This is a genomic window from Gordonia bronchialis DSM 43247, from assembly GCF_000024785.1.
GTDB classification, from domain to species: domain Bacteria; phylum Actinomycetota; class Actinomycetes; order Mycobacteriales; family Mycobacteriaceae; genus Gordonia; species Gordonia bronchialis.
Genome location: NC_013441.1, coordinates 4,730,905 through 4,753,392, shown reverse-complemented (window position 1 = coordinate 4,753,392; position 22,488 = coordinate 4,730,905). Strand labels below are relative to the sequence as shown.

At 65.6% G+C, this 22,488-nt stretch carries 20 protein-coding genes and 3 pseudogenes; 5 read left to right on the top strand and 18 right to left on the bottom strand.

Annotated elements, in window-relative coordinates; genetic code table 11:
- Positions 1-391: 391 nt before the first annotated feature.
- The 10 genes from GBRO_RS22055 to GBRO_RS22015 are packed head-to-tail and all read right to left on the bottom strand — an operon-like array spanning position 392 to position 10,126.
- A complete protein-coding gene (locus GBRO_RS22055; protein ID WP_172491707.1) occupies positions 392-832 on the bottom strand; it encodes a DUF1931 family protein in 441 nt (146 codons plus the stop codon).
- A 13-nt stretch (positions 833-845) separates the two neighbouring features.
- Positions 846-2,573: an FAD-dependent oxidoreductase gene (locus tag GBRO_RS22050; RefSeq protein ID WP_012836060.1), complete on the bottom strand. Its 1,728-nt coding sequence runs from the start codon at positions 2,571-2,573 to the stop codon at positions 846-848.
- Entirely contained in the window at positions 2,551-2,817 is a 267-nt protein-coding gene (locus GBRO_RS25555) for a UBP-type zinc finger domain-containing protein (protein ID WP_005180064.1), read from the bottom strand. Before GBRO_RS25555 ends, GBRO_RS22050 begins: the two co-directional genes overlap by 23 nt.
- Positions 2,814-3,266 (bottom strand): thioredoxin, encoded by a 453-nt coding sequence (gene trxA, locus GBRO_RS22045; RefSeq protein WP_012836059.1) that lies wholly within the window; start codon positions 3,264-3,266, stop codon positions 2,814-2,816. The genes GBRO_RS25555 and trxA overlap by 4 nt, the downstream gene beginning before the upstream one ends.
- Positions 3,267-3,280: 14 nt before the next feature.
- Complete coding sequence (gene clpB, locus GBRO_RS22040; RefSeq protein WP_012836058.1) at positions 3,281-5,911, bottom strand: ATP-dependent chaperone ClpB; 2,631 nt, start codon at positions 5,909-5,911, stop codon at positions 3,281-3,283.
- Positions 5,893-6,222: a chaperone modulator CbpM gene (locus GBRO_RS22035; RefSeq protein ID WP_012836057.1), complete on the bottom strand. Its 330-nt coding sequence runs from the start codon at positions 6,220-6,222 to the stop codon at positions 5,893-5,895. The genes clpB and GBRO_RS22035 overlap by 19 nt, the downstream gene beginning before the upstream one ends.
- Positions 6,219-7,154, bottom strand: a complete 936-nt coding sequence (locus GBRO_RS22030) for a DnaJ C-terminal domain-containing protein (RefSeq protein WP_012836056.1) — start codon at positions 7,152-7,154, stop codon at positions 6,219-6,221. Before GBRO_RS22030 ends, GBRO_RS22035 begins: the two co-directional genes overlap by 4 nt.
- Positions 7,155-7,202: 48 nt before the next feature.
- Positions 7,203-7,727 (bottom strand): nucleotide exchange factor GrpE, encoded by a 525-nt coding sequence (locus tag GBRO_RS22025; protein ID WP_012836055.1) that lies wholly within the window; start codon positions 7,725-7,727, stop codon positions 7,203-7,205.
- A gap of 8 nt (positions 7,728-7,735) precedes the next feature.
- Positions 7,736-9,619 carry a molecular chaperone DnaK gene (dnaK, locus tag GBRO_RS22020; protein WP_007238922.1) on the bottom strand — a complete coding sequence of 628 codons (1,884 nt, stop codon included), beginning with the start codon at positions 9,617-9,619 and terminating at the stop codon, positions 7,736-7,738.
- 3 nt (positions 9,620-9,622) lie between these two features.
- Entirely contained in the window at positions 9,623-10,126 is a 504-nt protein-coding gene (locus GBRO_RS22015) for a general stress protein (protein WP_005203454.1), read from the bottom strand.
- Between the two features lie 844 nt (positions 10,127-10,970).
- On the opposite strand from GBRO_RS22015, the gene GBRO_RS22010 reads away from it, so the two are divergent.
- Positions 10,971-11,987, top strand: a complete 1,017-nt coding sequence (locus GBRO_RS22010) for a S1C family serine protease (RefSeq protein ID WP_012836053.1) — start codon at positions 10,971-10,973, stop codon at positions 11,985-11,987.
- A 153-nt stretch (positions 11,988-12,140) separates the two neighbouring features.
- Here GBRO_RS22010 and GBRO_RS27230 read toward each other — a convergent pair whose 3' ends face one another.
- The 3 genes and pseudogenes from GBRO_RS27230 to GBRO_RS22000 form a co-directional block, all read right to left on the bottom strand.
- The gene (locus tag GBRO_RS27230; RefSeq protein WP_223372729.1) at positions 12,141-12,509 is read right to left on the bottom strand and encodes a hypothetical protein; all 369 of its coding nucleotides are present in this window, start codon (positions 12,507-12,509) and stop codon (positions 12,141-12,143) included.
- A gap of 39 nt (positions 12,510-12,548) precedes the next feature.
- Positions 12,549-12,926: pseudogene (locus tag GBRO_RS27830) on the bottom strand (TniQ family protein); the annotation flags it as partial.
- 75 nt (positions 12,927-13,001) lie between these two features.
- Positions 13,002-13,652 (bottom strand): TniB family NTP-binding protein, encoded by a 651-nt coding sequence (locus GBRO_RS22000; protein ID WP_324608857.1) that lies wholly within the window; start codon positions 13,650-13,652, stop codon positions 13,002-13,004.
- A 508-nt stretch (positions 13,653-14,160) separates the two neighbouring features.
- Between GBRO_RS22000 and GBRO_RS21995 the strand changes: the two genes are divergently transcribed.
- Complete coding sequence (locus tag GBRO_RS21995) at positions 14,161-15,252, top strand: hypothetical protein (protein WP_041920032.1); 1,092 nt, start codon at positions 14,161-14,163, stop codon at positions 15,250-15,252.
- 98 nt (positions 15,253-15,350) lie between these two features.
- Positions 15,351-15,876: pseudogene (locus tag GBRO_RS24860) on the top strand (ISL3 family transposase).
- Here the strand turns inward: GBRO_RS24860 and GBRO_RS21985 are convergent.
- From GBRO_RS21985 to GBRO_RS21975, 4 genes are all read right to left on the bottom strand, one after another.
- Positions 15,848-16,312, bottom strand: a complete 465-nt coding sequence (locus GBRO_RS21985) for a hypothetical protein (RefSeq protein ID WP_223372727.1) — start codon at positions 16,310-16,312, stop codon at positions 15,848-15,850. The pseudogene GBRO_RS24860 and the gene GBRO_RS21985 overlap by 29 nt on opposite strands.
- Entirely contained in the window at positions 16,309-17,028 is a 720-nt protein-coding gene (locus GBRO_RS27225) for a hypothetical protein (RefSeq protein WP_227892808.1), read from the bottom strand. The genes GBRO_RS21985 and GBRO_RS27225 overlap by 4 nt, the downstream gene beginning before the upstream one ends.
- 261 nt (positions 17,029-17,289) lie before the next feature.
- On the bottom strand, positions 17,290-17,892 hold the full coding sequence (locus GBRO_RS27220) for a hypothetical protein (protein WP_227892807.1): 603 nt from the start codon (positions 17,890-17,892) through the stop codon (positions 17,290-17,292).
- 475 nt (positions 17,893-18,367) lie between these two features.
- Positions 18,368-18,982 (bottom strand): TnsA-like heteromeric transposase endonuclease subunit, encoded by a 615-nt coding sequence (locus GBRO_RS21975; RefSeq protein WP_223375434.1) that lies wholly within the window; start codon positions 18,980-18,982, stop codon positions 18,368-18,370.
- A gap of 235 nt (positions 18,983-19,217) precedes the next feature.
- On the opposite strand from GBRO_RS21975, the gene GBRO_RS21970 reads away from it, so the two are divergent.
- Positions 19,218-20,459: a hypothetical protein gene (locus GBRO_RS21970; RefSeq protein ID WP_012836051.1), complete on the top strand. Its 1,242-nt coding sequence runs from the start codon at positions 19,218-19,220 to the stop codon at positions 20,457-20,459.
- A 130-nt stretch (positions 20,460-20,589) separates the two neighbouring features.
- Positions 20,590-21,300, top strand: coding sequence for an LppU/SCO3897 family protein (locus GBRO_RS24855; RefSeq protein ID WP_012836050.1), 711 nt, complete (start codon positions 20,590-20,592; stop codon positions 21,298-21,300).
- A gap of 38 nt (positions 21,301-21,338) precedes the next feature.
- Here GBRO_RS24855 and GBRO_RS21960 read toward each other — a convergent pair.
- Positions 21,339-22,416 (bottom strand): annotated as a pseudogene (locus GBRO_RS21960) (zinc-dependent alcohol dehydrogenase family protein).
- Positions 22,417-22,488: the final 72 nt, after the last annotated feature.

Sequence of the window (22,488 nt, the reverse complement as noted above, 5' to 3'; positions counted from 1 at the left end):
GCGCGCCTTTCGTTCCGCTCCGGACGGTCACCGATCCGACGTCGATACCCGGCACCCACGTTACGAGGAGACCTGCCCGATGCCCCGGCACAGCAGGCGGCCGTGTCCCTATCAGCGGTCCATCGACGTCACCAGGTTCGGCGACATCACCCCCCGGATCATTCGAGTGACAGGGGCAAGAAGTCATACCGAACTTGGCGACCGTCGCCCTGTGTTGCAGGGCTACGAAGAAGGTAACGGGAAGACCGATACGTGGATGTTGATCGTCTTCATCTACGAGATGTTGTTTGTGAGTAGCGGTCCATTCCGCCTTTGTATCTCGGCCAGATCACATCGTCCTCGATGTGTCTGGCACGTTTGTCCGCCATCAGTGCCCGGTCGCTGGCTGGGTTCAGAGGAGTTGATGGAAGATGTCGAGGGCGACGTTCCACTCGGCGGTCCCGGGGTTCTTGCGGTCCGGCTCGACCGTGACGAAGGTATGCGCCAGCGCCACGCTCAGGCCTCCGGCGATCAGCGGCAGTCGTTGCTCGGTCTCCTCGGAGAGAGCCACGTCCAAGGATGGCCGGGCCGCCAGTTGGTCGAGCAGAGGTTGTAGTTCGATCTCCTCGTCCAGCTTCTCGAACCGGTGGATGCTCTCCTGCAGCCCCTTGGTGATCGGCAGGTCCCACGGTTCGATCACGTCCCGCAGGTTTGCCTTTGCCGAGGCCTTGCCGATGAGGATCAGGTCGTAGATCTTGTCGTCGATGAAATCCGTATAGCGTTTGAGGTCGTTCCGGTCGACCTGTAGTCCGGCCGCTGCCCGGAAGAACCGCTGGAATTTTGCAGTGCCCATCACTGGCATGTCGTCAGCTCCTCTCGAAGTATTCATGGATTTGGCGTACCGCCATCGCTCCTTCACCGACAGCAGATGCGACCCGTTTCACCGAGCCGCTGCGGACGTCACCCGCTGCGAACAGACCGGCCCGGCTCGTTTCGAGTGTTCTCGACGGCGGGGCGTCGATTCTCTGGTTGCCGTCCTCACGGACGGGGACGGCGTCCATGCCGGTGAGGACGAAGCCGTGATCGTCGAGCGCGATCGCGTCGGTCAGCCACCCGGTATGCGGCATCGCCCCGATGAAGACGAACAGAGCGTGCACCCGGATCCTGGCCTTGTCGCCCGTGCGATTGTCCTCGATTGCAATCTCTTCGAGGTGCTTGTCGCCGTGGACCTGACGAATCTCGGTGTTCCGGTGCACGGTCACCCGCGGATGCCGTTCGATCTGGTCGACCAGGTATCGGGACATGCTCTTTCCGAGGTCGTGGCCGCGGATGAGGAGGTGAACGTGGGAGACATGGTCTGCGAGGAAGACGGTGGCCTGGCCGGCGGAGTTTCCGCCGCCGACGATGGCTACAGGGTCGGTGCCGCACAGCCGCGCTTCCTGATGGGTTGCGGCGTAATACACGCTTCTCCCCTCCAGTGCCTCGATTCCCGGAACCTCCAACTTGCGATATCGCGCCCCGGTGGCGAGCACGACCGCCCGGGCGCGGATCTCGCCGCCGTCCGCCAGCCGGAGCACATGGTGCCCGCCCTCGGATCCCAAACCGGTCACCTCCGCCGACACGAGAAGGCGGGTACCGAATTTCCCGGCCTGGATTAGGGCGCGCTCGGCCAATTCGGCGCCGGAGATCCCCGCCGGGAAGCCCAGGTAGTTCTCGATCCGGGAGGAGGTGCTAGCCTGCCCACCTGCAGCGATCGACTCCAGTGTCACCGTGTTCAACCCGTCGGATGAGCCGTACACGGACGCGGCCAGACCCGCCGGTCCGGCACCTACGACGACGAGGTCGCACACGTCCGGGGCTGCGTCCGGGACCGAGTCCGGGACCGGGAGCCCGACGATGCGGGCGAGTTCGGCGTTCGTCGGATTGCGCAGCACTTTCTCGCCGTGCCAGATCACGACGGGAGTGTCCTCTGGGGCGACACCCAGGCTTTGCAGCAGCTGCTCCGCCCGTTCGTCTTGCTCCAGATCGATCCACCTGTGGGGCAGCCGGTTTCGTATGGCGAATTCGCGAAGCCGCAACGTGTCCGGGGAATAGCAGGAGCCGATGATCCGGAACCCCGCGCCGAGCCCGATCAGCAGGTGCCGGCGGATCAGGTAGGCGCGCAGGATCAGATCGCTGAGCACGAGGTCGTGGGCGACGAGCTCGCGCACCCGCTCGGCCGGGACGACGAGGACCTCGCCGTTCTCGATCGCTTCGGCGGTGAAGAACGCCACCTGGCCTTCCAGCAGTCCGAGCTCGCCCAGGAATCGGCCCGGACCGTGCACGCGCAGTATCCGGCGTTCGCCGTCCTCGGCGCCCTCGTCGATGACCGCGACCTTGCCGGTGAGGATGACGAAGAAGTCGTTGCTGGGCGCGCCCGCTCGGATCAGCACCTCGCCGGCGTGAACCGATCGACGCGTGCCACCGACCTCGAGCGTCGTGATCTGGTCGTCCGTCAGCCGCGGGAATGCTCCGACTGTATCCGGGGTCTCGTCGTCGACGAGCTGACCGTCGCCGAGGCGTGGGGCGTCCTCAGACGAAGTTCTGGTCGACATAACACCAGCGCCAATCTTCACCGGGTTCCATCGACTGGACGATCGGATGGCCGATGGTGTGAGCGTGTGCGCTCGCGTGCTTGCCCGGCGAGGAGTCGCAGCAACCGACGTGTCCGCACGTCAGGCACAGCCTCAGATGTACCCACGGGGTGCCGAGGCGAAGACATTCCTCGCAACCCTGTGGAGTGCGGGGCACCACGGCCCGGATCGCGGTCACGTGCGGGTCGGCATGGACCGAGGTCATGGCTTCGCCTCCTTGCCTGCATTTTCCGAGAGCGCCTGATCGAGCCACGTGCGCAGCTGGGGTACCGGAGCTGCGCCCGCCTGACGAGCGAGTACCTCACCTCGGTCCATCACCAGCAGAGTCGGTACGGCGCGGACGGTGAACCGTTCGGCCGTCTGGGGCGCAGCGTCCACGTCGACCTTGACCAGCTTGATCTGACCTGCGCGTTCTGTGGCGAGCTGCTCGAGCGCGGGGCTGACCATGCGGCACGGAGCGCACCACGTCGCCCAGAGGTCAACGAGTACAGGCACCGAGGATTTCTCGGCGACCTCCGCGAAGTCGCCGTCCCCTGCCGAGGCGATCCAGGGCAGCGGCTCGTGGCAGTTCCCGCAGCGGGGTCTCCCGTCCCCGGCCGCCGGCACCTTGTTGACCTTGCCGCAGTGTGGGCACTTCACCTTGTCGGATCCCATGACGACACCTCTTCTCAGGCCGCGATGGCGGGTCCCGTATATGCGACGGCGAGCTCGCCGCCGTCCACCGTGACACTGATGGTGCCGCCCGGTTCGATTTCGCCGCGCAACAGCGCACGACCTATCCTGGTTTCGACCTCATGGGCGATATACCTGCGCAGGGGTCGTGCACCGTAGACCGGGTCGAAACCGCGTTCGGCGATGAGCCGGCGTGCTTCCGGCGTGATATCCAGGTGTATCTGTCTCTCCGACAACCTGTTCCGAAGATCGGCGAGCTGCAGCTCGACGATGTGCTCGATCTGGGGCAGCGTGAGCGGGGTGAACAACACGATGTCGTCGACCCGGTTGAGGAACTCGGGACGGAAGTGCCCGCGCAGTTCCGCCAGCACCCGCTCCCGGGCGTCCGGCTCGATCTCGCCGTCGGCTGTGACTCCCTCGAGGAGATGCTGGGATCCGATGTTGGAGGTCATGATGATCACCGTGTTCCGGAAATCGACCTGCCTGCCTTGAGAATCGGTGATCCGGCCGTCATCGAGCACCTGCAGCAGGGTATTGAAGACGTCGGCATGGGCCTTCTCGATCTCGTCGAAGAGCACCACGGAGTACGGCTTGCGACGCACCGCCTCAGTGAGCTGACCCCCCTCGTCATACCCGACGTACCCGGGGGGCGCACCGATGAGCCTACTCACCGTGTGCCGCTCCTGGTACTCGCTCATATCCAGGCGCACCATGTTGTCTTCGCTGTCGAAGAGGGCACTGGCCAGCGTCTTTGCGAGCTCGGTCTTCCCCACACCTGTCGGTCCCAGGAAGATGAACGAACCGATCGGCCGGCGCGGATCACGGATGCCGGACCTCGCCCGGATCACCGCGTCTGCGACCAGTTGCACCGCCTCGTCCTGACCGACGACCCTCTCGTGCAGGATCTCGTCGAGCTTCAACAGCTTCTCCCGCTCGCCTTCCTGCAGTCGAGCGACCGGGATACCCGTCCATGCGGCCACGATCTCTGCGATCTCGTCTTCGGTGACCACCTCGCGCAGCAACGGATTCCGGCCCTGCCTGGTAGCCAATTGCTCCTCCGCCGCCTCGAGCCTGCGCTCCAGCGCGGTGATCTCGCCGTACCGCAACTCGGCGGCCCGATTGAGGTCGTAATTGCGTTCGGCCTCCTCGGCCTCGTGTCGCAATCGTTCCAGCTCTCCCCGCAGCTCCTGCACCCGACGGATCGCTTGGCGCTCCGCCTCCCACTGAGCGTGCCGGGCGTCGGCCTCGGCCCGCAGATCGGCCAGCTCTCTACGCAACTCCTCGAGGCGCGTCTTGCTGGCCGCGTCCGTTTCCTTGGACAGCGCGGCCTCTTCGATCTCCAGCCGGGTCACCTTCCGGGTGAGCTCGTCGAGTTCGGCGGGCATCGAATCGATTTCGGTTCGTAGCCGGGCGCACGCTTCATCTACCAGGTCGATCGCCTTGTCCGGAAGGAAACGGTCGGTGATGTACCGGTGCGAGAGGGTCACGGCGGCCACCAGTGCGCCGTCCTGGATCTTCACGCCGTGAAACACCTCGAGGCGTTCTCGAAGTCCGCGCAGAATCGAGATTGCATCCTCGATGCTGGGCTCGTCGACGAGCACGGTCTGGAATCGACGCTCCAATGCTGCATCGGATTCGATGTGCTTGCGATACTCGTCGAGAGTGGTGGCACCGATCATGTGCAGTTCGCCGCGGGCGAGCATCGGTTTGAGCATGTTGCCGGCGTCGAGAGATCCCTCGCCGCCGACCGATCCTGCGCCGACGACGGTGTGTAACTCGTCGACGAACAACAGGATGCGCCCCTCGGCCGCTTTCACCTCGGACAGCACCGCCTGTAGCCGTTCCTCGAACTCGCCGCGGTACTTCGCACCGGCCACCAGGGAACCCATGTCGAGCGAGAAGATCGTCTTGTCGCGCAGGCCCTCGGGCACGTCGCCGCGGACGATCCGCTGGGCGAGTCCCTCGACGATCGCGGTCTTGCCGACGCCGGGGTCGCCGATCAGCACCGGATTGTTCTTCGTCTTCCGGCTCAGGATCTGCGTTACCCTGCGGATCTCGGCATCTCGCCCGATGACCGGATCGAGTTTGCCTGCCCGCCCCTCGGAGACGAGGTCGCGTCCGTACTTCTCGAGCGCCTCGTACGCCCCCTCCGGGGTGGCCGAGGTGACGCGCTGGTTGCCGCGCACTGTGGTCAAGGCGGCGAGGAAGGTCTCTCGTGTGACCCCATGGCTGGTGAGAACCCGTCCGGCTGCACTGGTCGACCCCTCCTCGGAGAGGGCCATCACGAGATGCTCCACCGACACGTAGGAATCCTTGAGTCGCTTCGCCTCCCGTTCCGCGGCGTCGAGCAGCTTGGCCAGGCGCTGGGTGATCATCACCTGACCGGGCGTCGCACCGGGGCCGCTGACCTTCGGCCTACGCGACAGTTCACGTTCCAGATCGGATCGCAGGGCATCGACGTTCGCACCGGCCTGCTCGAGCAGTCGCGGTACCAACCCTTCCTGCTGATCGACCAACGCGAGCAGCAGGTGCTCTCCGTCGACCTCGGTGTGACCCATTCTGGTCGCGACGTTCTGGGCTTCCTGCAGGGCTTCTCGTGACTTTTCAGTCAGACTGCCGGTGTCCATGGGGGTGTCTTCCTTCCGTGGGACGCTGCTTCGAGTTTCTCGATTCGATCCAGCAGATCGAGCACGAGCCCGATTGCCGAGTAGTTCAGGCCCAGGCCCGTCCGTAACCGTTGGATGCGGGCAGCGTGGGCCACTGCTGACGGTTCGAACAATATTTCGCCGCCGGGGTCGCGGCGTGCGTCGAGCAGGCCGAGAGCCACAAGCTTTCGTGTCAGGTCGGGGTGCAGCCCGGTACGTTCGGCGAAGACATCCAGCGACATTCCGGTACGGCGAACCAATATGTACTGGGTGCCCGGGGTGGGGGTGCTCATGGCTGTTTCCTCGGATCGAAGTTCGATTCGGCGGCCAACTGTTCGAACAGCTCGCGTTCACGTGCTGTCGGTTTCGGCGGCACCATCACCTTGATTTCGGCGTAGAGGTTGCCGTTGGCGCCGCGCGGATTGGGCATTCCTTCTCCGCGCAGGCGGAGCTTCCTTCCCGTCGACGAGCCCGGCACCACTTTGACTTTCGCCTCGCCGCCCGGGGTGGGAACGACGACGGTGGACCCGAGGACCGCCTCCCAGGGCGATACGGGCAGGTCGACGTAGATGTCCCGGCCCTGGACGCGGAACCGGGGATGCGGCTTGATCCGCACCACGAGGTACAGATCCCCGGGCGGCGCGTCGCCGTTGCCCCGGCCGCCTTGCCCGGCCAGCCGGATTCGCTGGCCGTCCAGGACACCGGCCGGAATGTCGACGTCGTACTGCCGTCCGTCCAGTCTGAGAGTGCGTTTGCCGCCCCGATACGCCTCTTCCAAGGTCAGTTCCAGTTCCGCTTCCTGATCGGCGCCGGGAATCGGCCCGTACCCGCCACCGCCGCCGAACATCTGCCCGAAGAGGTCCTCGAAGTCGACGCCGCCCTCGCCACCGACACCGCGACCGAAGTGCACCCGTCTGCCCCCGCCACCGCCGTACCCGCCGCCGCCGAACCCGCCGCCGTACCCACCGGCGCTTGCCCGGACCCGTTCGTCGTAGTCCTCGGGCACACGCCGGAAGTCGGCGCCGAACCGGTCGTAGCGTTTCCGGGTGTCCGGGTCGGACAACACCTGGTAGGCCTCGTTGGCCTCCTTGAACTTGTCCTCCGCAGTGGGGTCCTTGTTCACGTCGGGGTGATACTTGCGGGCCAATTTGCGGTAGGCCTGCTGGATTTCGTCGGTGCCGGCGCCCCGAGAAACCCCGAGCACTTCGTAGTAGTCACGCGCCATCGGTGCTCACCCCTCGGGGCGTTCGTAGTAGTCACGCGCCATCGGTGCTCACCCCTCGGGGCGGCTGACGACCACCGCGGCGGGACGCAACTGCCGCCCGTCCTCTCCATAGCCCGGGCGCAAGACCTCGATCACGGTTCCGGAGGGAAGGTCGGGTTGGGTCACCACACTGACCACTTCGTGGAGCTCCGGGGAGAACGGCACACCGACCTCGTCGTGGCGCTCGAAGCCGAACCGTGACAGTATCTGCACCGCCTGATCCCGGATCGCCTTCACACCCTCGACGACGGCCTGAGGATCGCTGCCCGCATGGGCCAGCGCAAGCTCCAAATTGTCCAGTACCGGCAGCCACGCCGCGGAAACCTTCGCCACCTCCGCGGCGCGTTCACGATCCAGATCCTTGGAATACCGCTTGCGCAGGTTGTCCAGATCTGCGACGGCCCTGCGCCAGCGGTCCTCGAGTTGAGCCAACTCGGCCCCCGTGTCGGTGCGATCAGGCGCCGTCTCGGTCTGATCCCCGTCGGTACCGTCGGTAGCCGGCTCGGTCGTCGAATGATCAGCAGACCTCTCCATCGTGTGCCTCAGCTTCGATCGAACTCGGCGTCGATCACGTCGTCATCATCCGACGACGCAGCCTCTGCGCCGCCGGCCTGGTGTCCGTCGCCGCCGCCGGCTTGGACCGGCGCGAGCCCGTAGAGCAGCTGCTGCAGCTCCGAGGTCAGGGGCTCTATCTCCGCGGGTGAAGCACCGTCTTTCACAGCCTTCCTGGCGTCGGCGATCAGCATCTCGGCACGCGCCTTGTCGTGCGGGGGCGCACTGTCACCGAGTTCGGCGAGTCGCCGTTCCACCTGGTAGGCAACCGAATCGAGCGCGTTGCGTGCGTCGACCGCCTTGCGCAGCTCCTCGTCCTCACCCCGGTTCCGTTCGGCCTCCGCAAGCATGCGCTCGACCTCACTCTGGTCCAGGTTGCCCTGCTCACTGATCGTGATGCTCTGCTCCTTGCCGGTGTCCTTGTCGCGGGCGGTGACGTTGAGGATGCCGTTAGCGTCGATATCGAAAGTGACTTCGACCTGGGCCTCGCCACGTGGCGCGGGGCGGATGTCTTCCAGCCGGAACCGTCCGAGCACCCGGTTGTCGGCGGCCCGCTCGCGTTCGCCCTGCAGCACCACCACGTCCACGGCGGACTGATTGTCTTCCGCCGTGGAGAACACTTCGCTGCGCCGGGCCGGGATCGTCGTATTGCGCTCGATGATCTTGGTCATCACCCCGCCCTGCGTCTCGACGCCGAGGGACAGCGGGGTGACGTCGAGCAACAGTACGTCGGAGACCTCACCTTTGAGCACGCCCGCCTGGACTGCGGCACCGAGCGCCACGACCTCGTCCGGGTTGACGCCCATGTGGGGGTCCTTACCGCCGGTGAGCCGGCGAACGAGTGCCTGTACCGCCGGAATGCGTGTCGAACCACCGACCAGGATCACCTCGTCGATGTCGTTGGCGGTGATCTTGGCGTCACTCATTGCCTGCTTTACCGGACCGAGGCAGCGTTCCACCAGATCTGCCGTCAGATCCTCGAACTTCGATCGCATGATCGTGGTGGTGAGGTGTTTGGGACCGTTCGCGTCTGCGGTGACGAAGGGCAAGTTGACCTGGGCTTGAGTTACCGAGGACAACTCGACCTTGGCTTTCTCCGCGGCCTCGAAGAGGCGCTGCAATGCCTGCGCATCCTTGCGCAGATCGATGTTCTCCGCACGCTGGAACTCGTCGGCAAGGTAGTCCACCAGGCGTCGGTCGAAGTCGTCGCCGCCGAGGTGGGAGTCGCCGGCCGTCGAACGAACCTCGACTACTCCCTCGCCGACATCGAGCAGACTCACATCGAAGGTGCCGCCGCCGAGGTCGAAGACCAGTACGGTCTCGTGGGTCTGCTTGTCCATGCCGTAAGCCAGTGCCGCAGCGGTCGGCTCGTTGATGATCCGCAGGACCTCGAGGCCAGCGATCCGGCCGGCGTCTTTGGTGGCGTTGCGCTGCGCGTCGTTGAAGTAGGCCGGAACGGTGATGACCGCTTCCTTGACCTTCTCACCGAGGAACTTGCTCGCGTCGTCGACGAGCTTGCGCAGCACGAGGGCACTGATCTCCTCCGGTGCGTACTTCTTTCCCCGCACGTCGAATCGGGCCTCACCGTTGTCACCCGGCACGACGTCGAAGCTGACCGCTTTGGCCTCCTCGGAGATCTCGTCGTAATGACGTCCGATGAAGCGTTTCGCCGAGTAGATCGTGCCCTTCGGGTTCAGGATCGCCTGCCGTCGGGCAAGCTGACCCACCAGGCGCTCGCCGCTCTCGGTGAACGCCACCACCGACGGCGTCGTCCGCGCTCCCTCGACATTGGAGATCACCACCGGCTCGCCGCCTTGCCAGCTTGCGATGACCGAGTTGGTGGTGCCCAGGTCTATACCCACAGCAGTCGCCATGACTCATTCCTTTCGATCGGTCCGGCCGGTGAGCAAGCGGACGGCTTCGTCCGCGACCTCGACATCGGCGAGGACTTCGTAGTGACGTGGTTGTAATGACTGGATTGAGGTGAAGTCGCGCCGGCCGCCCTGCAGCGCATACATGAGCAGGCCGAGCAGGGCGCCCACAACGGCACCGAATACTAACCCGTAGAAGGCGAGCGCGAGGCCCGTGAGCAGCGGCTGGACCCAATCGAGTAACCCGAAGATCCAGCCGAACAGCGCACCCGTCAGCGCGCCCGCGGCGGCGCCGCGCAGAGCGGCCCAGCCGTAGTTCAATCGGCCGACGATCTGCTCGACCAGCTCGATGTCGCGACCGACGATGGCCAGTTTGTCTACCGTGAAATGCTGGTCGGAGAGGTAGTCGACGGCGCTCTCGGCGTCGGCATAGGTGTCGAATGTCGCAATCACCTGGCGAGCAGGTGGGTGTGGACTTACGGCGGAGGTTCCGCCACTGGACTCTGACATCACGCCCCCTCGGCGTCGATGTTGCGGGGTTTCGCCGAGCCTACGGCCCGGCCGTCGGTCAACCGGTTGGGCTCACGAACGGCCCAACCGCAATGCGAGTTCTTCATCCGCCTTCGGGCTGTCAACACAATTCGCCTATCGACAGTCCTGGCTTGCAATCACTGAAATGACGCTAACCCTTGTCGGGGGTCGACGCAAATTCGCCTATCGGGCGTCGACAATAGAGGCGCAATGGCGTCCATACCTGCCCTGGGCATAGATGTCCGCCGGAACCCGCTCGAGGCGACCGGTACACGCAACTCCGGGTACCGGCCACTACTGCGGTGCGTCCACGAGTAGAACTCCCGATGCAGTCATCATCGCAGCCGACGCGGTGAGTGGCAAGGCCCGCACAAGTCGAAAGCGGGAAGCGAATTCCGCAATGACAGTACAGTCGCTGACACGCTGGCAATAGCCGTTCCTTCATGCTCACGTACAGGAGCAGGTGCTCGATGGCGGAACGACAAGTTCCTGGCGCCGAGAGAACCGGCGGGAGAAATCCATTTTCCGAACGGTCGGTTTATCCATCCACTGGAGCCATGCCCACCGGATTCCACTGGGCGGCAACCGAATCGGAGACGCTCCAGATTAGAATTGTATGAAAAGTTGGCAGCGCAACAAGATACGAAGCATCTCGGCCCTCAGTGGTGGAGCATGCGCGCTGCCGTTCGTCGATGCCGGTTGCCTGGGTGCATCGAAGCGGTTCGGTGACCGGTCTCGGGCGCCGCCGGGGGTATGTTGATCGGGTGGGCCCGCTCGCGGCAGGTGCAAGTAGGAGACCGATTCCTCACGGAGGTGGTGGCTGATGCGCGTACCGTCGACCGTACGTTCCTCGATCTGGGTGCCGCTGGTCGCGATCGTGGTCCTCCTCCTCGCGGGATGCGGCGCCTCGGCTCCCACCACCTCGACGCCCTCAGCGGGACCTGCCGTAGACCTGCCGGCACTGGTCCGGCAGGTGGAGGCCTCGGTTGTCACCGTGCTTACCGGGTCCGGTGTGGGCAGCGGCATCGTCTACAAGACCGACGGCACCGTCGTCACCAACGCCCACGTGGTCGAGGGTGCCCGGCAGGTGAGTGTGGCCTTCGCGGACGGGCAACAGGTGTCCGCGAACGTGCGGGCCGTCGATCGTGTGACCGACGTCGCGGTCCTTCAAGCGGACCGCACGGATCTGACTGCGGCGACGTTCGAGACAGCGTTGCCAGAGGTCGGCGCGCTCGCCGTAGTCGTGGGCAGTCCGCTGGGGTTCGAGGCCACGGTCACCTCGGGCATCATCTCAGGATTGCACCGTCAGATCCCCGGGTCGGCTTCCACCGGGGCGCCGCTGGTCGACCTGATCCAGACCGACGCCGCGATCTCGCCGGGTAACTCCGGGGGTGCCCTGATCGACGGACAAGGGCGGGTCGTGGGGATGAGCCAGGCCTACATTCCCCCGTCGGCGGGTGCGGTGGCTCTGGGCTTCGCCATCCCCGCGGCGAATGTCGTCGACGTCGCAGACCAACTGCTGGCCTCGGGAACTGCCCGGCATGCGTACGTCGGCATTCAGCCCGGCACGCTGAGCCCGCAGATCGCCGAACAACTGGCAGTCGACCGCACCAGCGGTGCCGTCGTCCTCGAGGTCGTCCCGCTCGGTCCGGCTGCGACGGCGGGTATCCGGCCGGGCGATGTCATCACCGCGGTCAACGGCCACGACATCGAGTCGGCGGAGGACTTCATCGCGGCGCTCCGTGCCCTCGACCCGGGCGATCGAGTCGATTTGACCGTGCTCCGCGGTGGCGAGACCCAGCAGATCTCGGTCACAGTGACAGACCGCCCCGCCAGCTGAACGACTATTCCAAGAACGACCAAAACGGGGCGGGCGGGATCTGTGTTGCGGGCGGTCCGGCCCGCAGCGTTGCGGGTATCGCAGGCGTTGAGGAGCATTACCGTCCGCGTGTCCTTGGGACACAAAATTGGGAATACCAACTTCAACTTCGGGTCAGCCACGAACTGGGTGGACTGTCCTGTGCTCATCGGATTTGCTGACGCTCCTGATGGGCGCCGAGGGTGACGAGGCCTCGATGCCGACTTTGTCGGCGGCGAGGTCGCAGAAGGCCTCGAATCGGGTCGTCGCGGCCGTCCTGTCGTATCGGGAGGTGGGATCGTCGATGTCGGTGGCCTCGGCCAGCGCGGTCAGATACCGCTGAGCCGTGCACAGGTCGTCGTTGGCCTCGATTACGGTGGCGTCGCGCAAGTCGTGCCGGCAGAACGGACGCACCTTCCGATCGGCGCTCTCGCGCGGACACCGTTGGGGGCAGTGCCATGGCGGGCCGTGGCTGCCGAGCCAGGTGGTGTCGGAGAATGGCACCTGCCCGCAACCGGGACACCGGGTCTGCAACCGCAGTCGGTGCCGCAGGCAGATCGGAAGCAACGGGTGCGCCCATTGCCTCTGCCAGATGCAGTCCGGCTCGGCGAGACACCGTGGACAAAACCGGGACCCGCTGAAGTGGTGCCGGATCCCGCGGCGGTGCGCGAGGTAGCGGCCGAGCGAGGCCTCGGCCGGCCAACCACACAATGCCGGCGACAAGGCCCGCGGCGCGAGGCCGAGGCACCAGGTGATCTCCCGCGAGCACTCGGCGACCTGGTCCAGTACACGGTCGACGGTGGCGGGCCGGGAAGTGAAGCCGAACTCCCGCAACAACTGCGCCGGAGACAGCTGGTACCGGGAGGCGAAATGCAGCAGCCATCCGGGGATGGCCTCGCCGGGGCGGATCGGGACGGTGATCGGCCAGCGGTCGATGTCGTAACCGCCGGGAATCGGCCTCAGCCGCGCCGCCGGGGGCGCGGTGGAAGGTGTGGGTCAGGCCGTGCGGGCGGCGGATTCGCCGGCATTGTCGATGGTGGTCGCGGCGATCAACTCCGGGGTGATCGTCTCGGAGCCGGAGGCGATCGCCAGGTAGCAGACGCGGTCGATGAGGTTGGTCAGCGACGCTATCCGGCCCTGGGTGCGCCGGTGCAACACCTTCGCCTGCACGACGAGCATCCCCTCGTGGGCGTCGGCCAACTTGATGTGCCCCTCCAACGTGCGGAGCAGGCTGATCCAACTCCGCAGCCCCGGATCGGTATCGACCGCGAACGGGGCGACCGGGCAGCGGGTGGCACGGCGGCTGGTCTGCGCGTAGGCGGCCTGTTCCCCGAGCTGCCCTTCATCGAAGAACCGCTTCTCGGCGAGCTGAACTCCGACGTAGACGAACGTCGCCGCCATCTCGTTGGCCAGACCCTTGAGGTGGTTGGACACCTCGATGCCGTTGCGATGCTTGAAGTCCACGAAGTGCAGGTCGTCGAGCACGACCAACCGGGTTTCGCAGCTGGTGACACAGTCGACGGCCAACGCACCCAGCTTGGAGGTCGACGCCCGGTCGATGGCGGGGTGGCCGTAGAACCGCAGGATCTGCTGGTTCAGACCCTTCAACGTGATGCCGGCGCTGAGCGGGACGAACGCCACCGGCAACCGCTGATGCCCACCTTTTATCTCTGCAGTAAACGCCCGGCCCGTCTTCGGCGCCTCGTGCCACACATGCCTTCCCGCTCGGGTTGCGGCGGGCCATAATTCGCCTTTCACGTGCCCGGCTTGCCGTCTTCGGAGCTGGGCCTTGACACCCCTGCACCGGGTACCCCCGCATCAGTACCGCACCTGCCGCTGGGCAGTCGATGCATCACCTGTCCGAACGGAATCGACCGGCCCCACGCTGATCACTGCTCCCACACCGCCGAAGCACTTCAACCGATCCGTCACTGCAGCATCATCGAGAAGCCGTCCTCGACACCGGCAGGTCCCGGGCCCGCTGGCTGTGATGTCTTCGCGCTGGCGGCGTCGGCGGGGAGAGGATTTCGCAGTGAGCAGCACCGCTCTTTCCGGGATCGAGGCGACCACCGAATCCGGCCCGCGGTGCTGCACGAAACCTTGGGGCTCCATCGAGCCAGTGGCAATCGGCCCGTGGTTGCCTCACCATGGAGCGGTGACTGCTAAGCGTTGCCGATCCACCGCCGATCCTGCCGAACCCCCTTCCGATGCCGAGCTGCTCATCGGCCTGGTGGTCTCACCATCCCTGAGTGCGGTGCTCGGCCCCGAGGTCACCACCTCGGTGCGCAAGATTTTGGTGCAGCGGTATCCGGGAGTGCGCTGGCAACTGAAGATGGCCGAAGACCGGCTGGTCGATCCACCCACCGAGACCTTGGACCTGCTGGAGGCGGCCCGAAACCGCGTGCTGGAGGAGAACTGGGATTTGGCCGTGGTGCTCACCGAGATCCCCCTGAAGACCGGCCGACGTCCGGTGCTCACCCAGCTCAGCCCCGTGCACGGGGTAGGACTGGTCTCCGTCCCAACCCTGGGACCCGTGCACGTGCGGCAGAAGGTGCAAGAGACCACCGTGCACGTGGTCGGGCAGCTCCTGGGCTACGACGCCGAAGACCCCAACGCCCAGCGGGATCTTGCTCGAAGAGCCCACCAGCTGTCCACCGATCTCGACGAACGCCCGGACGACAACGTCGTGCAGTTCACGGCCCGAGTGCTGAGCGGCAACGTGCGGTTGCTGCTGGGCATGATCCGCGCCAACCAGCCTTGGGCCTTCGTGGCCCGGCTCTCCCGGGCGCTGGTCGGGGCAGTGGCCACCGGCATGCTGACATTGGTGGCCTCGGACCTATGGGTACTGGCCATGGCCTACGGGCCGGTGCGCCTGGTCCTGCTGGCGGTGATGGCGATCGGGGCGGTGGGTGCCACCCTGATCCTGGGAGCCGACTTGTGGGAGCGCCCGCGGCGGCGAGCCCAACGTGAGCAGGTGATCCTGTTCAATTTGGCCACCACCGCGACCGTGGCCATCGGGGTTGTGGTGTTCTACCTCGGCTTATTCATCCTGTCCTGGGTCGGCGCGCTGCTGCTCATCGACGAGCAGGTACTGGCCGGTATCGCCGGTCACCCAGTGAACGCTTTGGACTACGCGAAGATCAGCTGGCTCACCGCCAGCCTGGCCACCGTGGGCGGAGCAATAGGAGCTGGACTGGAGGACGACGATGTGGTGCGCGCCGCTGCCTACACCCGGTCCAGCACCTGACACAGCCCCAGCACAGAAGAAACTGAAACATCTACGCGTTGATGCCACGTCTATGCAGGTGTCATTGCCGGTCGCGATGACTTGGTGGGCTCAGCGCAGTGCGCTGCCTCGTACTCGGCGGGTGGGGCGTTGCCGAGGCGGGTGTGCGGGCGGGCGCTGTTGTACCTGTCGATCCGGGATCGATCCGCACCGCCCTGCCGGACGCGCGGATCGCAGTCGACAAGTGGCATCTCGTCGCCCTCGCCAACCTCATGGTCACCCAGGTCCGTCAACGGATCACCCGGCAACTGCACGGCCGCCGCGCATGCCGTCAAGGAACGCCTGCGCCTGCTGCTGGCCGAACACCAGCCGCACCAGATCCGGCGCAGGCTGTACGACTTCTACGACGCCGCCGCCCGCGCCGACATGGAGGAAACCAGCCGCCTGGCGACCACGATCGACACCTGGTGGCCAGCGGTGCTCGTCGCGCTCACCGAGGACGTGACCAACGCCCGCACCGAGGGCTTCAACCGGATCATCAAGCAAACCAAGCGTGTCGGATGCGGCTTCACCAACATGGACAACTACCGAAGGCGCATCATGGTCCACATCGCCCTCACCCGAGGGCAGAGACCAGCAGCATGAAATCAGCACACGCCCCGCTCAAATGCGGAGAGCCACCTAAGGTGACCGGGCCCTCCCGGCGGTAGGCGCGGCGGTGGAAGTCGCGGGCGTACCGGGTGGCGATGGTCGTCTTCCCCAAACCGGGTTCGGCGTCGATCACCACCGACCCGCGCAGCTTGTCCCCGTCCCGCCGCCCGGAGGCCAGGACCTGATCGATCACCGAGTACGCGGCGGTCAGCTGGCTGGTCTTGATCGTCGGCAGGTTCGCGTTCCACACCATCCGGGCCTCGTTGTAGTCCTCCCGTTCCTCACCGCTGAGCCGGGTCATTTCGGTGCGGGTGAGGACGTCGAACGACTCGCGCGGTGCGGAGTGCACGAACGCATCCCATCCCTTCTTGCGGGAGAGTTGGTAGCGGGCGGTGCCGTTGTCCGCCAACCATCGTGCCCATCGGTTCACTCGTCGAACACCCCGAATACCTCCTCGTCCGGCCGCTGCGCGTAGTACTGCTCGAACACGTCCAGGTCGTCGGGAAGCTCGACCGGGCTCGTCGAGCGTTGGGCGAGGTGCTCGAGCAGATCGATGACCCCGGGCAGCGACGCGTCCTCCCGCACGGATTCGCCGTCCGGCGCGGCACCGGACGTCCGTTCGCCGTCGAGGGTGGGCCGCTGCGCGCTGAGCCGCCGGGCCAGGCTGCGGTCGCGGCGGGTCTCGACTTCCTCCCGGCTCCACGCGAGCAGCAGGTCCTGCACGGCGCGGTGCGGATCGAGGTGGCGGTGCTCGCGGATGCTGACGCGTTTGGCGTAGTCGACGGCATCGGCGCTGAACGGCTGGTTCAGGCACGCCCCGTGTTCCCACACCAGTTGGTGCCAGGCGTTGGTGTCCGGATCTTGGAAGTAGGCGTGCCGGACGTCGTGGGAGTCGACGAAGATCGGCCACTTACCGGCGTGCACACCGCCGTACGGGGACCGGGTGCCGCGATACAGGTTCAGCCCGGCACCGTCGTAGCGCAGCCCGTCGACCTCCACCCCGTAGTGGTGGATCATCCGCCACCGCACATCGAGGAACTCGTACGCCAAGTCCGGGCTGCTCGGTAACAGCAGGCACCCGAATTTCGCGACCCCGATCTCGAACATCTCGGCCGGGCAGAACTCGGCCCGCGGGATCTCCGGCACACACAACCCGTCGTGCTTGGGTGCGGTGATACACCGACCCGACCCACTCGCGGATGATCTGCTCGAGTTCGCTGACGTAGTAGAATGCCTTGTCCTCGACGTCTTTTCCGCGGGAGTACACATCCGGGCCCTTGTAGGCGGGCAGGTGCTGGAGCACGGATTCGCGTAGCGTGCGGAAAAATCTCTCGACCGTGGGCTTGTCGGTCGGCTTGTGCGGGATCGCCGGCTGGACCGTGATCCCGAGCCGCGCGCAGACCCCGATCACGTGATCGGACAGGTACTGCTTGCCGTGATCGACCACGATCGCCTCCGGTAAACAGGCAGGGAGGTCGCCGACCCGCTGCTGGGAGACGCCGTCGGGTTCCTCGGTGCCGACGAGCAGATTCCGCGGAACCCGTGATACGGCCACCCGCCGTCGTCCCGCTGGCGGTCTGGGGTGATGCATTGGTGGAGCACGTTCGCGACGTCCTGCGCTTTCGTCGACACCGGGGTCAACCGCAGTCCGAGCACGCAGCGGGTGAACAGGTCCATAGCCACCGTCAACTCCACCCCGACCCAGCGCATCGTGATCGGCTCCATCGCAAACACATCCAGCGGCGTGGTGTCGAGCACCACGTACTCGCCGGGCCGGGTGGCACGGAGCCGACCGAACACACCGGTCGGACGATCGGCCACCGACCGCCGTCCCTTTGCACTGCCGAACGCATGCCGTCCCTTCGCCAGCACCTTCAGACGCCGGTAAGCAGTGGCTTTACTGGGCAGCGGCACCGTTCCCGGGCCGAAGCTTGCCTCCAACTTGCGGACAACCGCGTCGATGACATCTCCCATGGTCGGCGTGGATGCCTCGACATAGTCGTCCAGCACCTGAAGACACGTCGCGTCCCACCGCGGGTCCACGCCGACTGCATATCGGCTGCGAATGCGGGTGTCGGCCAACCCGGCGACCCCCGATGCCCGGAAGCCGCGATCCAGCGGTAGAGCGTGCGCACCGAGACATCCAGTTCCTTCGCCTTGGCCGCTAGCACCGACTCCAGGTTGGTCCCGTCATCGTTGACCGCGGCGAGCGCGCTGCGCACGTGCCCGGCTCGGACGTCGAGCTTGTGGCGCTGCGACGTCGTCAGCGACGACAGCACCACCGCTGTGGGATCGAAGGAGTCGTCCTTATGGGCCATTGCCACAGCGTGGCAGCGATTTCGGTGACCGCGACCCTTTGCAACGACGGCCCTGACCGGAGCGTCACCTCAAGACCATAGAGGGCGACGACCTCCCACGAGGCGCCCCCGAACCAGACCCGAATCCCAGGACGGAGATCGAGGATTTCTGTCATAAAGTCGTCCTCTCACCAGGTCAAGACCGTTTGCCCGGACAGCGGTACCGTAAGATCCGCCGTCCACGACCTGAACCACAACTTCGCCAGCACAGCGATGCGGCCCCGCTGCGTGTCTGCGGCCGCGACCACCTCGTCGATCGTCATTCCGGTCACGGCGACCGCCTCGATGCACGCCACGGTCGTGGTATCTATCGAGCCCGTTCTGCGCGCGGCGCCAATGGTCCGGATATTCGCCAGCACCACCGGGTCCGCGCCTGTCCACACCTCGTACGACCAACCCCGCGAGGCGCACACCCGCCCAGTCCAGGCGAATACCTGCGCCGCCTCCTCGCGGCGGGCGAACTCTTCCGGTTTGACGTCCACGACCGTGAACCCACCATCAGCATGTTCGAGAAGCATGTCGGGAACGTGCCTACGTGTGCTCGTCCCGTCCGAGCCGCACATCCACATCGGTTGCGCCGCCATCCGGATTACCCCCGGAGCGAAGTCGGCCAACCACAGCCGATCGAGCTCCAACCGGCTCTCGTAGAGCACGTGGTCACGATTGGTCGCTGACCAGAACCAGCCCGCGTAATGCCTCCGTCGAGGATGACTTCGCACTCGTCGAACCGGCAAACCGCGCACTATTCGTAGCGGATCCGCGGCGGCGACCGTCGTCGCGACAGGACCACCGTTGCCCTGCACGTACCTGACCTCGACCTCACCGCTTCGCGGCACCTACATAGCTTCACTCGTGCTGACACGAAAATGAGAAACCAACACGCCGCTGACAGACAACTGACACGAAATTGAGAAACTGACACCGATCGCGAGAACCTACACGGCCACCAGGGCTGCCGCCGACGGCGACAATCCTCTGATGAAGGCACTCTTGCGGTTGCTTTTCGTATTGTCGGCGGTGGTGGCGGTCGCCGCTTTGGCGTCGTCGGCTGCTCGTGCGGTGCCCGTCCCGCAGGGTACCGCGCCCGGCCCGGCATGTGCATGGCAGATCATGTCCAACCGCGACGATCTCAACGTCGCCTTTCCGGATGTGAACGCCACCTACTGGGTGCTGCCGTACGCGCTCGGCGCGGGGGACTCGATCTCCCTGGCCGGCCGCTATCCCAGCGCCCGCTATTTCTCGCTCAACACCTACGGCACCGACTTCAATACGGTGGACACGTTGCGGGACAATCAGATTCGGCCCACATCCGGCGTCAACCCGTTTGCGATCGCGGGTGCGACGACTGGGGGTTCGTGGCAGGCGACAGTGGTGAATCGTCCGGCAGACCACTCGCGCAACGAGATTCGCGGACTCCCGCCGGCCGGTAAGCAGCGTGTGCCCGTCGGGTTCCTGATCGTCCGGGTCTACGTGCCAGACGACCCGGCCTCGCTCAGCGGTGGCGTCCACCTACCCACGGTCACGCTGCACCTCGGCGGTAGGGACGTTCGCCTGCCGCCGTGCGAGGTGCCGTTCAACCCGCGCAACTACTCCGGCCCGGTCGCGGCCGCGATGACGGCGGTGTTTGATCGTGCCATCGGTGGTGCCGCGTCGGGCTCCTTCCCGGCCGGCACTCCGGAGGCCACTTTCGTCAACCCGCGCTCGACGTCGGGCCTGTTTCCCAACGGCGACAACAAGTACATCGGTGCGGGCTTGAGCTACCGTCCCGGACGGGTTGCGGTGATTCGCGGCAAGGCGCCGAGCTATCCCGACACCCGCAGGGGCGCATCGCCCGCGCAAGGCGGTGTGGCACTGCGGTATTGGTCGATGTGCCAGAACGACACGGTCAGCCCGTATCCGGTGGTCGCCTGCGCGGCGGACTTCCAGACCCGCCTCGACGCCGACGGCTTCTATACCTACGTGGTCGCTGCCGCACGGGACATGACCGCGTCGTCGGATCCGACGGTGACGGTCATCGGATGGGGTGACACCAGCGTTGCGACCAAGGTGGTCTTTCTGCGAAACATGTTGCCGTCGTCGGCTTTCTACCCGTCTTCGGTGCAGGCCGGCCAGGCGCCCGGAGCGAATCCCGTCCTCACCATGGGCCCCTACTATCCGCAGGCGACGTACTGCGATGTCACGGTCCTGCGCACACAGGGGTGGCGGGCCTGCTACCGGTAGCCGGTCACGCGGTGAGAATCACTTGGAAGTGACTGTCCCCGGTGTTCTACCGGGCATGTTCGACTCGCGCGTGGGCAACGATCAGACACCTACGCCTCAGCACGGGATGACGGCAGTAGCATGACCATTCATGACGAACCCTCCGCCATACCCAGGTGGCCAGCAGCCTCACGATCCCTATCAAACAGGCCAGCCGTACCAGGCGGGCCAGCCTTACCAGCAGGGCCAGCCGTATCAGCCGGGCCAGTCGCCGTACCCCGCCTATCCGGCGGGCGGCTTCACCCCGCCGCCCAAGAAAAGCAGTCTGAAGTGGCTCTGGATCCTGCTGGGCGTGTTCGGCGTCATCGGCGTGCTGATCGTGGCGGGCGTCATCGCTCTGGCGGTCTTTGCCACCAAGGACAACGTGAGTGATTCCGACGACGTCGCGATCGGCGATTGCGTGCGCGTCGAACGGACGACAGGCAATGACGTCAAGCCCAAGAAAATTGATTGTGGCACTAGCGATTTCCACTTCTCCGTGGCAAGCAAGGCCGACAGTCGAGCCGGATGTGGCGGCTACGACTACCTCTACTTCCATGGCACCGGTGATGGCACGAAGACCCTGTGTCTGGTGCGGGAAATGGCGGCCGGTAAGTGCTACGAGTGGCCGTTGAGCAGCGCTACGGGATCACTGGCCGATATCAAAGAAATCCCGTGCGGTGGCTCGCCGACGGGCAGCTCCTACGTGGCAGTCCGAGTGGAGTCGCGCGAATCCGGGTTGCGCGACTGCGCAGTCGGACAACAAGACTTGACCTACGACAAGCCGCCACAGATCACATACTGTCTGACAGTGATCAGTTAGTGTCCGCGTGACGTCATGCCGGGAATCCGAGCATGGGATCACCCGGAACGCGAGACATCACGCGCGTTGAGAATCACCTTGAGCGCCTTGGTCTCTGCCGCGCGACCGAAGACGTCGTAGGCGTCGATGATCTCCGACAGTGAGAACCGGTGGCTGATGAAACCGTCGGGCGCGATGCGGCCCTGCGCCACCAGTTTCAGCAGTGTGTCGGTGGTGTTGGTGTTGACCAGTCCCATCGACATCACGATGTTGCTGATCCACAGATCCTGCAACGCGAGTTCGACGGGTTTGCCGTGCACGCCGACGTTGGCGACATGTCCGGCCGGCCGCACGACGTCGAGGCACATCTGGAACGTGTCCGGGATGCCGACGGCCTCGATCGCGACGTCGACGCCGAGTCCGTCGGTCATGGCCATCACCTGATCACGCCAGTCGTCGGCCGAGGAGAGGACGCCGTCGGTGGCGCCGAACTTCTTGGCCTGCTCGATGCGGTTCGCGTCGAGATCGATCGCGATGACGCGGCTGGGGCCGTACAGTCCGGCAGTCGCGATGGCGGCCAGACCGACCGGGCCCGTGCCGACGACGGCCACCACGTCGCCGGCCTTGACCTGTCCGTAGCGGACTCCGATCTCATGTCCGGTGGGCAGGATGTCGGAGAGCAGCACCCCCTGCTCCGGGGTGACCGACGACGGCAGCTTGTACACCGACGTCTCCGCGTAGGGAACCCGGACGAACTCGACCTGAGTGCCGTCGATGAGGTGTCCGAAGATCCAGCCGATGCCCTCGGCGCCTTCACTTCCCAGGCAATGCGAGAACACTCCCTGCTTGCAGAAGTTGCACTTCCCGCAGGCGGACACACACGAAAGGATCACCTGGTCGCCGACGGCGAGGGTGGTCACCGCGCCGCCGACCTCGGTGATGGTGCCTACCCCTTCATGGCCGAGGATGCGGCCCGGTGTCACGGCGGGCACGTCGCCCTTGAGGATGTGCAGGTCGGTACCGCAGATGGTCGTCGTGTCCATCTTGACGACGATGTCGGTGGGGTTCACTGATCTTGGGGTCGGGTACGTCCTCCCAGCTCTTCTCGCCGGGGCCGTGATACACCAGTGCCTTCATCGGGATGCCTCGTTTCGGTACGGATACCTGTTCCGAGCGTAGAACCTGGCGGCCCGATCGCAGTCTCGAATT

Excerpts from the sequence above, each read along its gene's own strand:
- GBRO_RS22035 (WP_012836057.1), bottom strand. The coding sequence starts at position 6,222 with ATGAGCACCCCCACCCCGGGCACCCAGTACATATTGGTTCGCCGTACC.
- GBRO_RS22030 (WP_012836056.1), bottom strand. The coding sequence starts at position 7,154 with ATGGCGCGTGACTACTACGAAGTGCTCGGGGTTTCTCGGGGCGCCGGC.
- GBRO_RS22050 (WP_012836060.1), bottom strand. The coding sequence starts at position 2,573 with ATGTCGACCAGAACTTCGTCTGAGGACGCCCCACGCCTCGGCGACGGT.
- GBRO_RS25555 (WP_005180064.1), bottom strand. The coding sequence starts at position 2,817 with ATGACCTCGGTCCATGCCGACCCGCACGTGACCGCGATCCGGGCCGTG.
- GBRO_RS22015 (WP_005203454.1), bottom strand. The coding sequence starts at position 10,126 with ATGTCAGAGTCCAGTGGCGGAACCTCCGCCGTAAGTCCACACCCACCT.
- GBRO_RS22010 (WP_012836053.1), top strand. The coding sequence starts at position 10,971 with ATGCGCGTACCGTCGACCGTACGTTCCTCGATCTGGGTGCCGCTGGTC.
- GBRO_RS21970 (WP_012836051.1), top strand. The coding sequence starts at position 19,218 with ATGAAGGCACTCTTGCGGTTGCTTTTCGTATTGTCGGCGGTGGTGGCG.
- GBRO_RS22025 (WP_012836055.1), bottom strand. The coding sequence starts at position 7,727 with ATGGAGAGGTCTGCTGATCATTCGACGACCGAGCCGGCTACCGACGGT.
- GBRO_RS24855 (WP_012836050.1), top strand. The coding sequence starts at position 20,590 with ATGACGAACCCTCCGCCATACCCAGGTGGCCAGCAGCCTCACGATCCC.
- dnaK (WP_007238922.1), bottom strand. The coding sequence starts at position 9,619 with ATGGCGACTGCTGTGGGTATAGACCTGGGCACCACCAACTCGGTCATC.
- clpB (WP_012836058.1), bottom strand. The coding sequence starts at position 5,911 with ATGGACACCGGCAGTCTGACTGAAAAGTCACGAGAAGCCCTGCAGGAA.
- trxA (WP_012836059.1), bottom strand. The coding sequence starts at position 3,266 with ATGGGATCCGACAAGGTGAAGTGCCCACACTGCGGCAAGGTCAACAAG.
- GBRO_RS22055 (WP_172491707.1), bottom strand. The coding sequence starts at position 832 with ATGGGCACTGCAAAATTCCAGCGGTTCTTCCGGGCAGCGGCCGGACTA.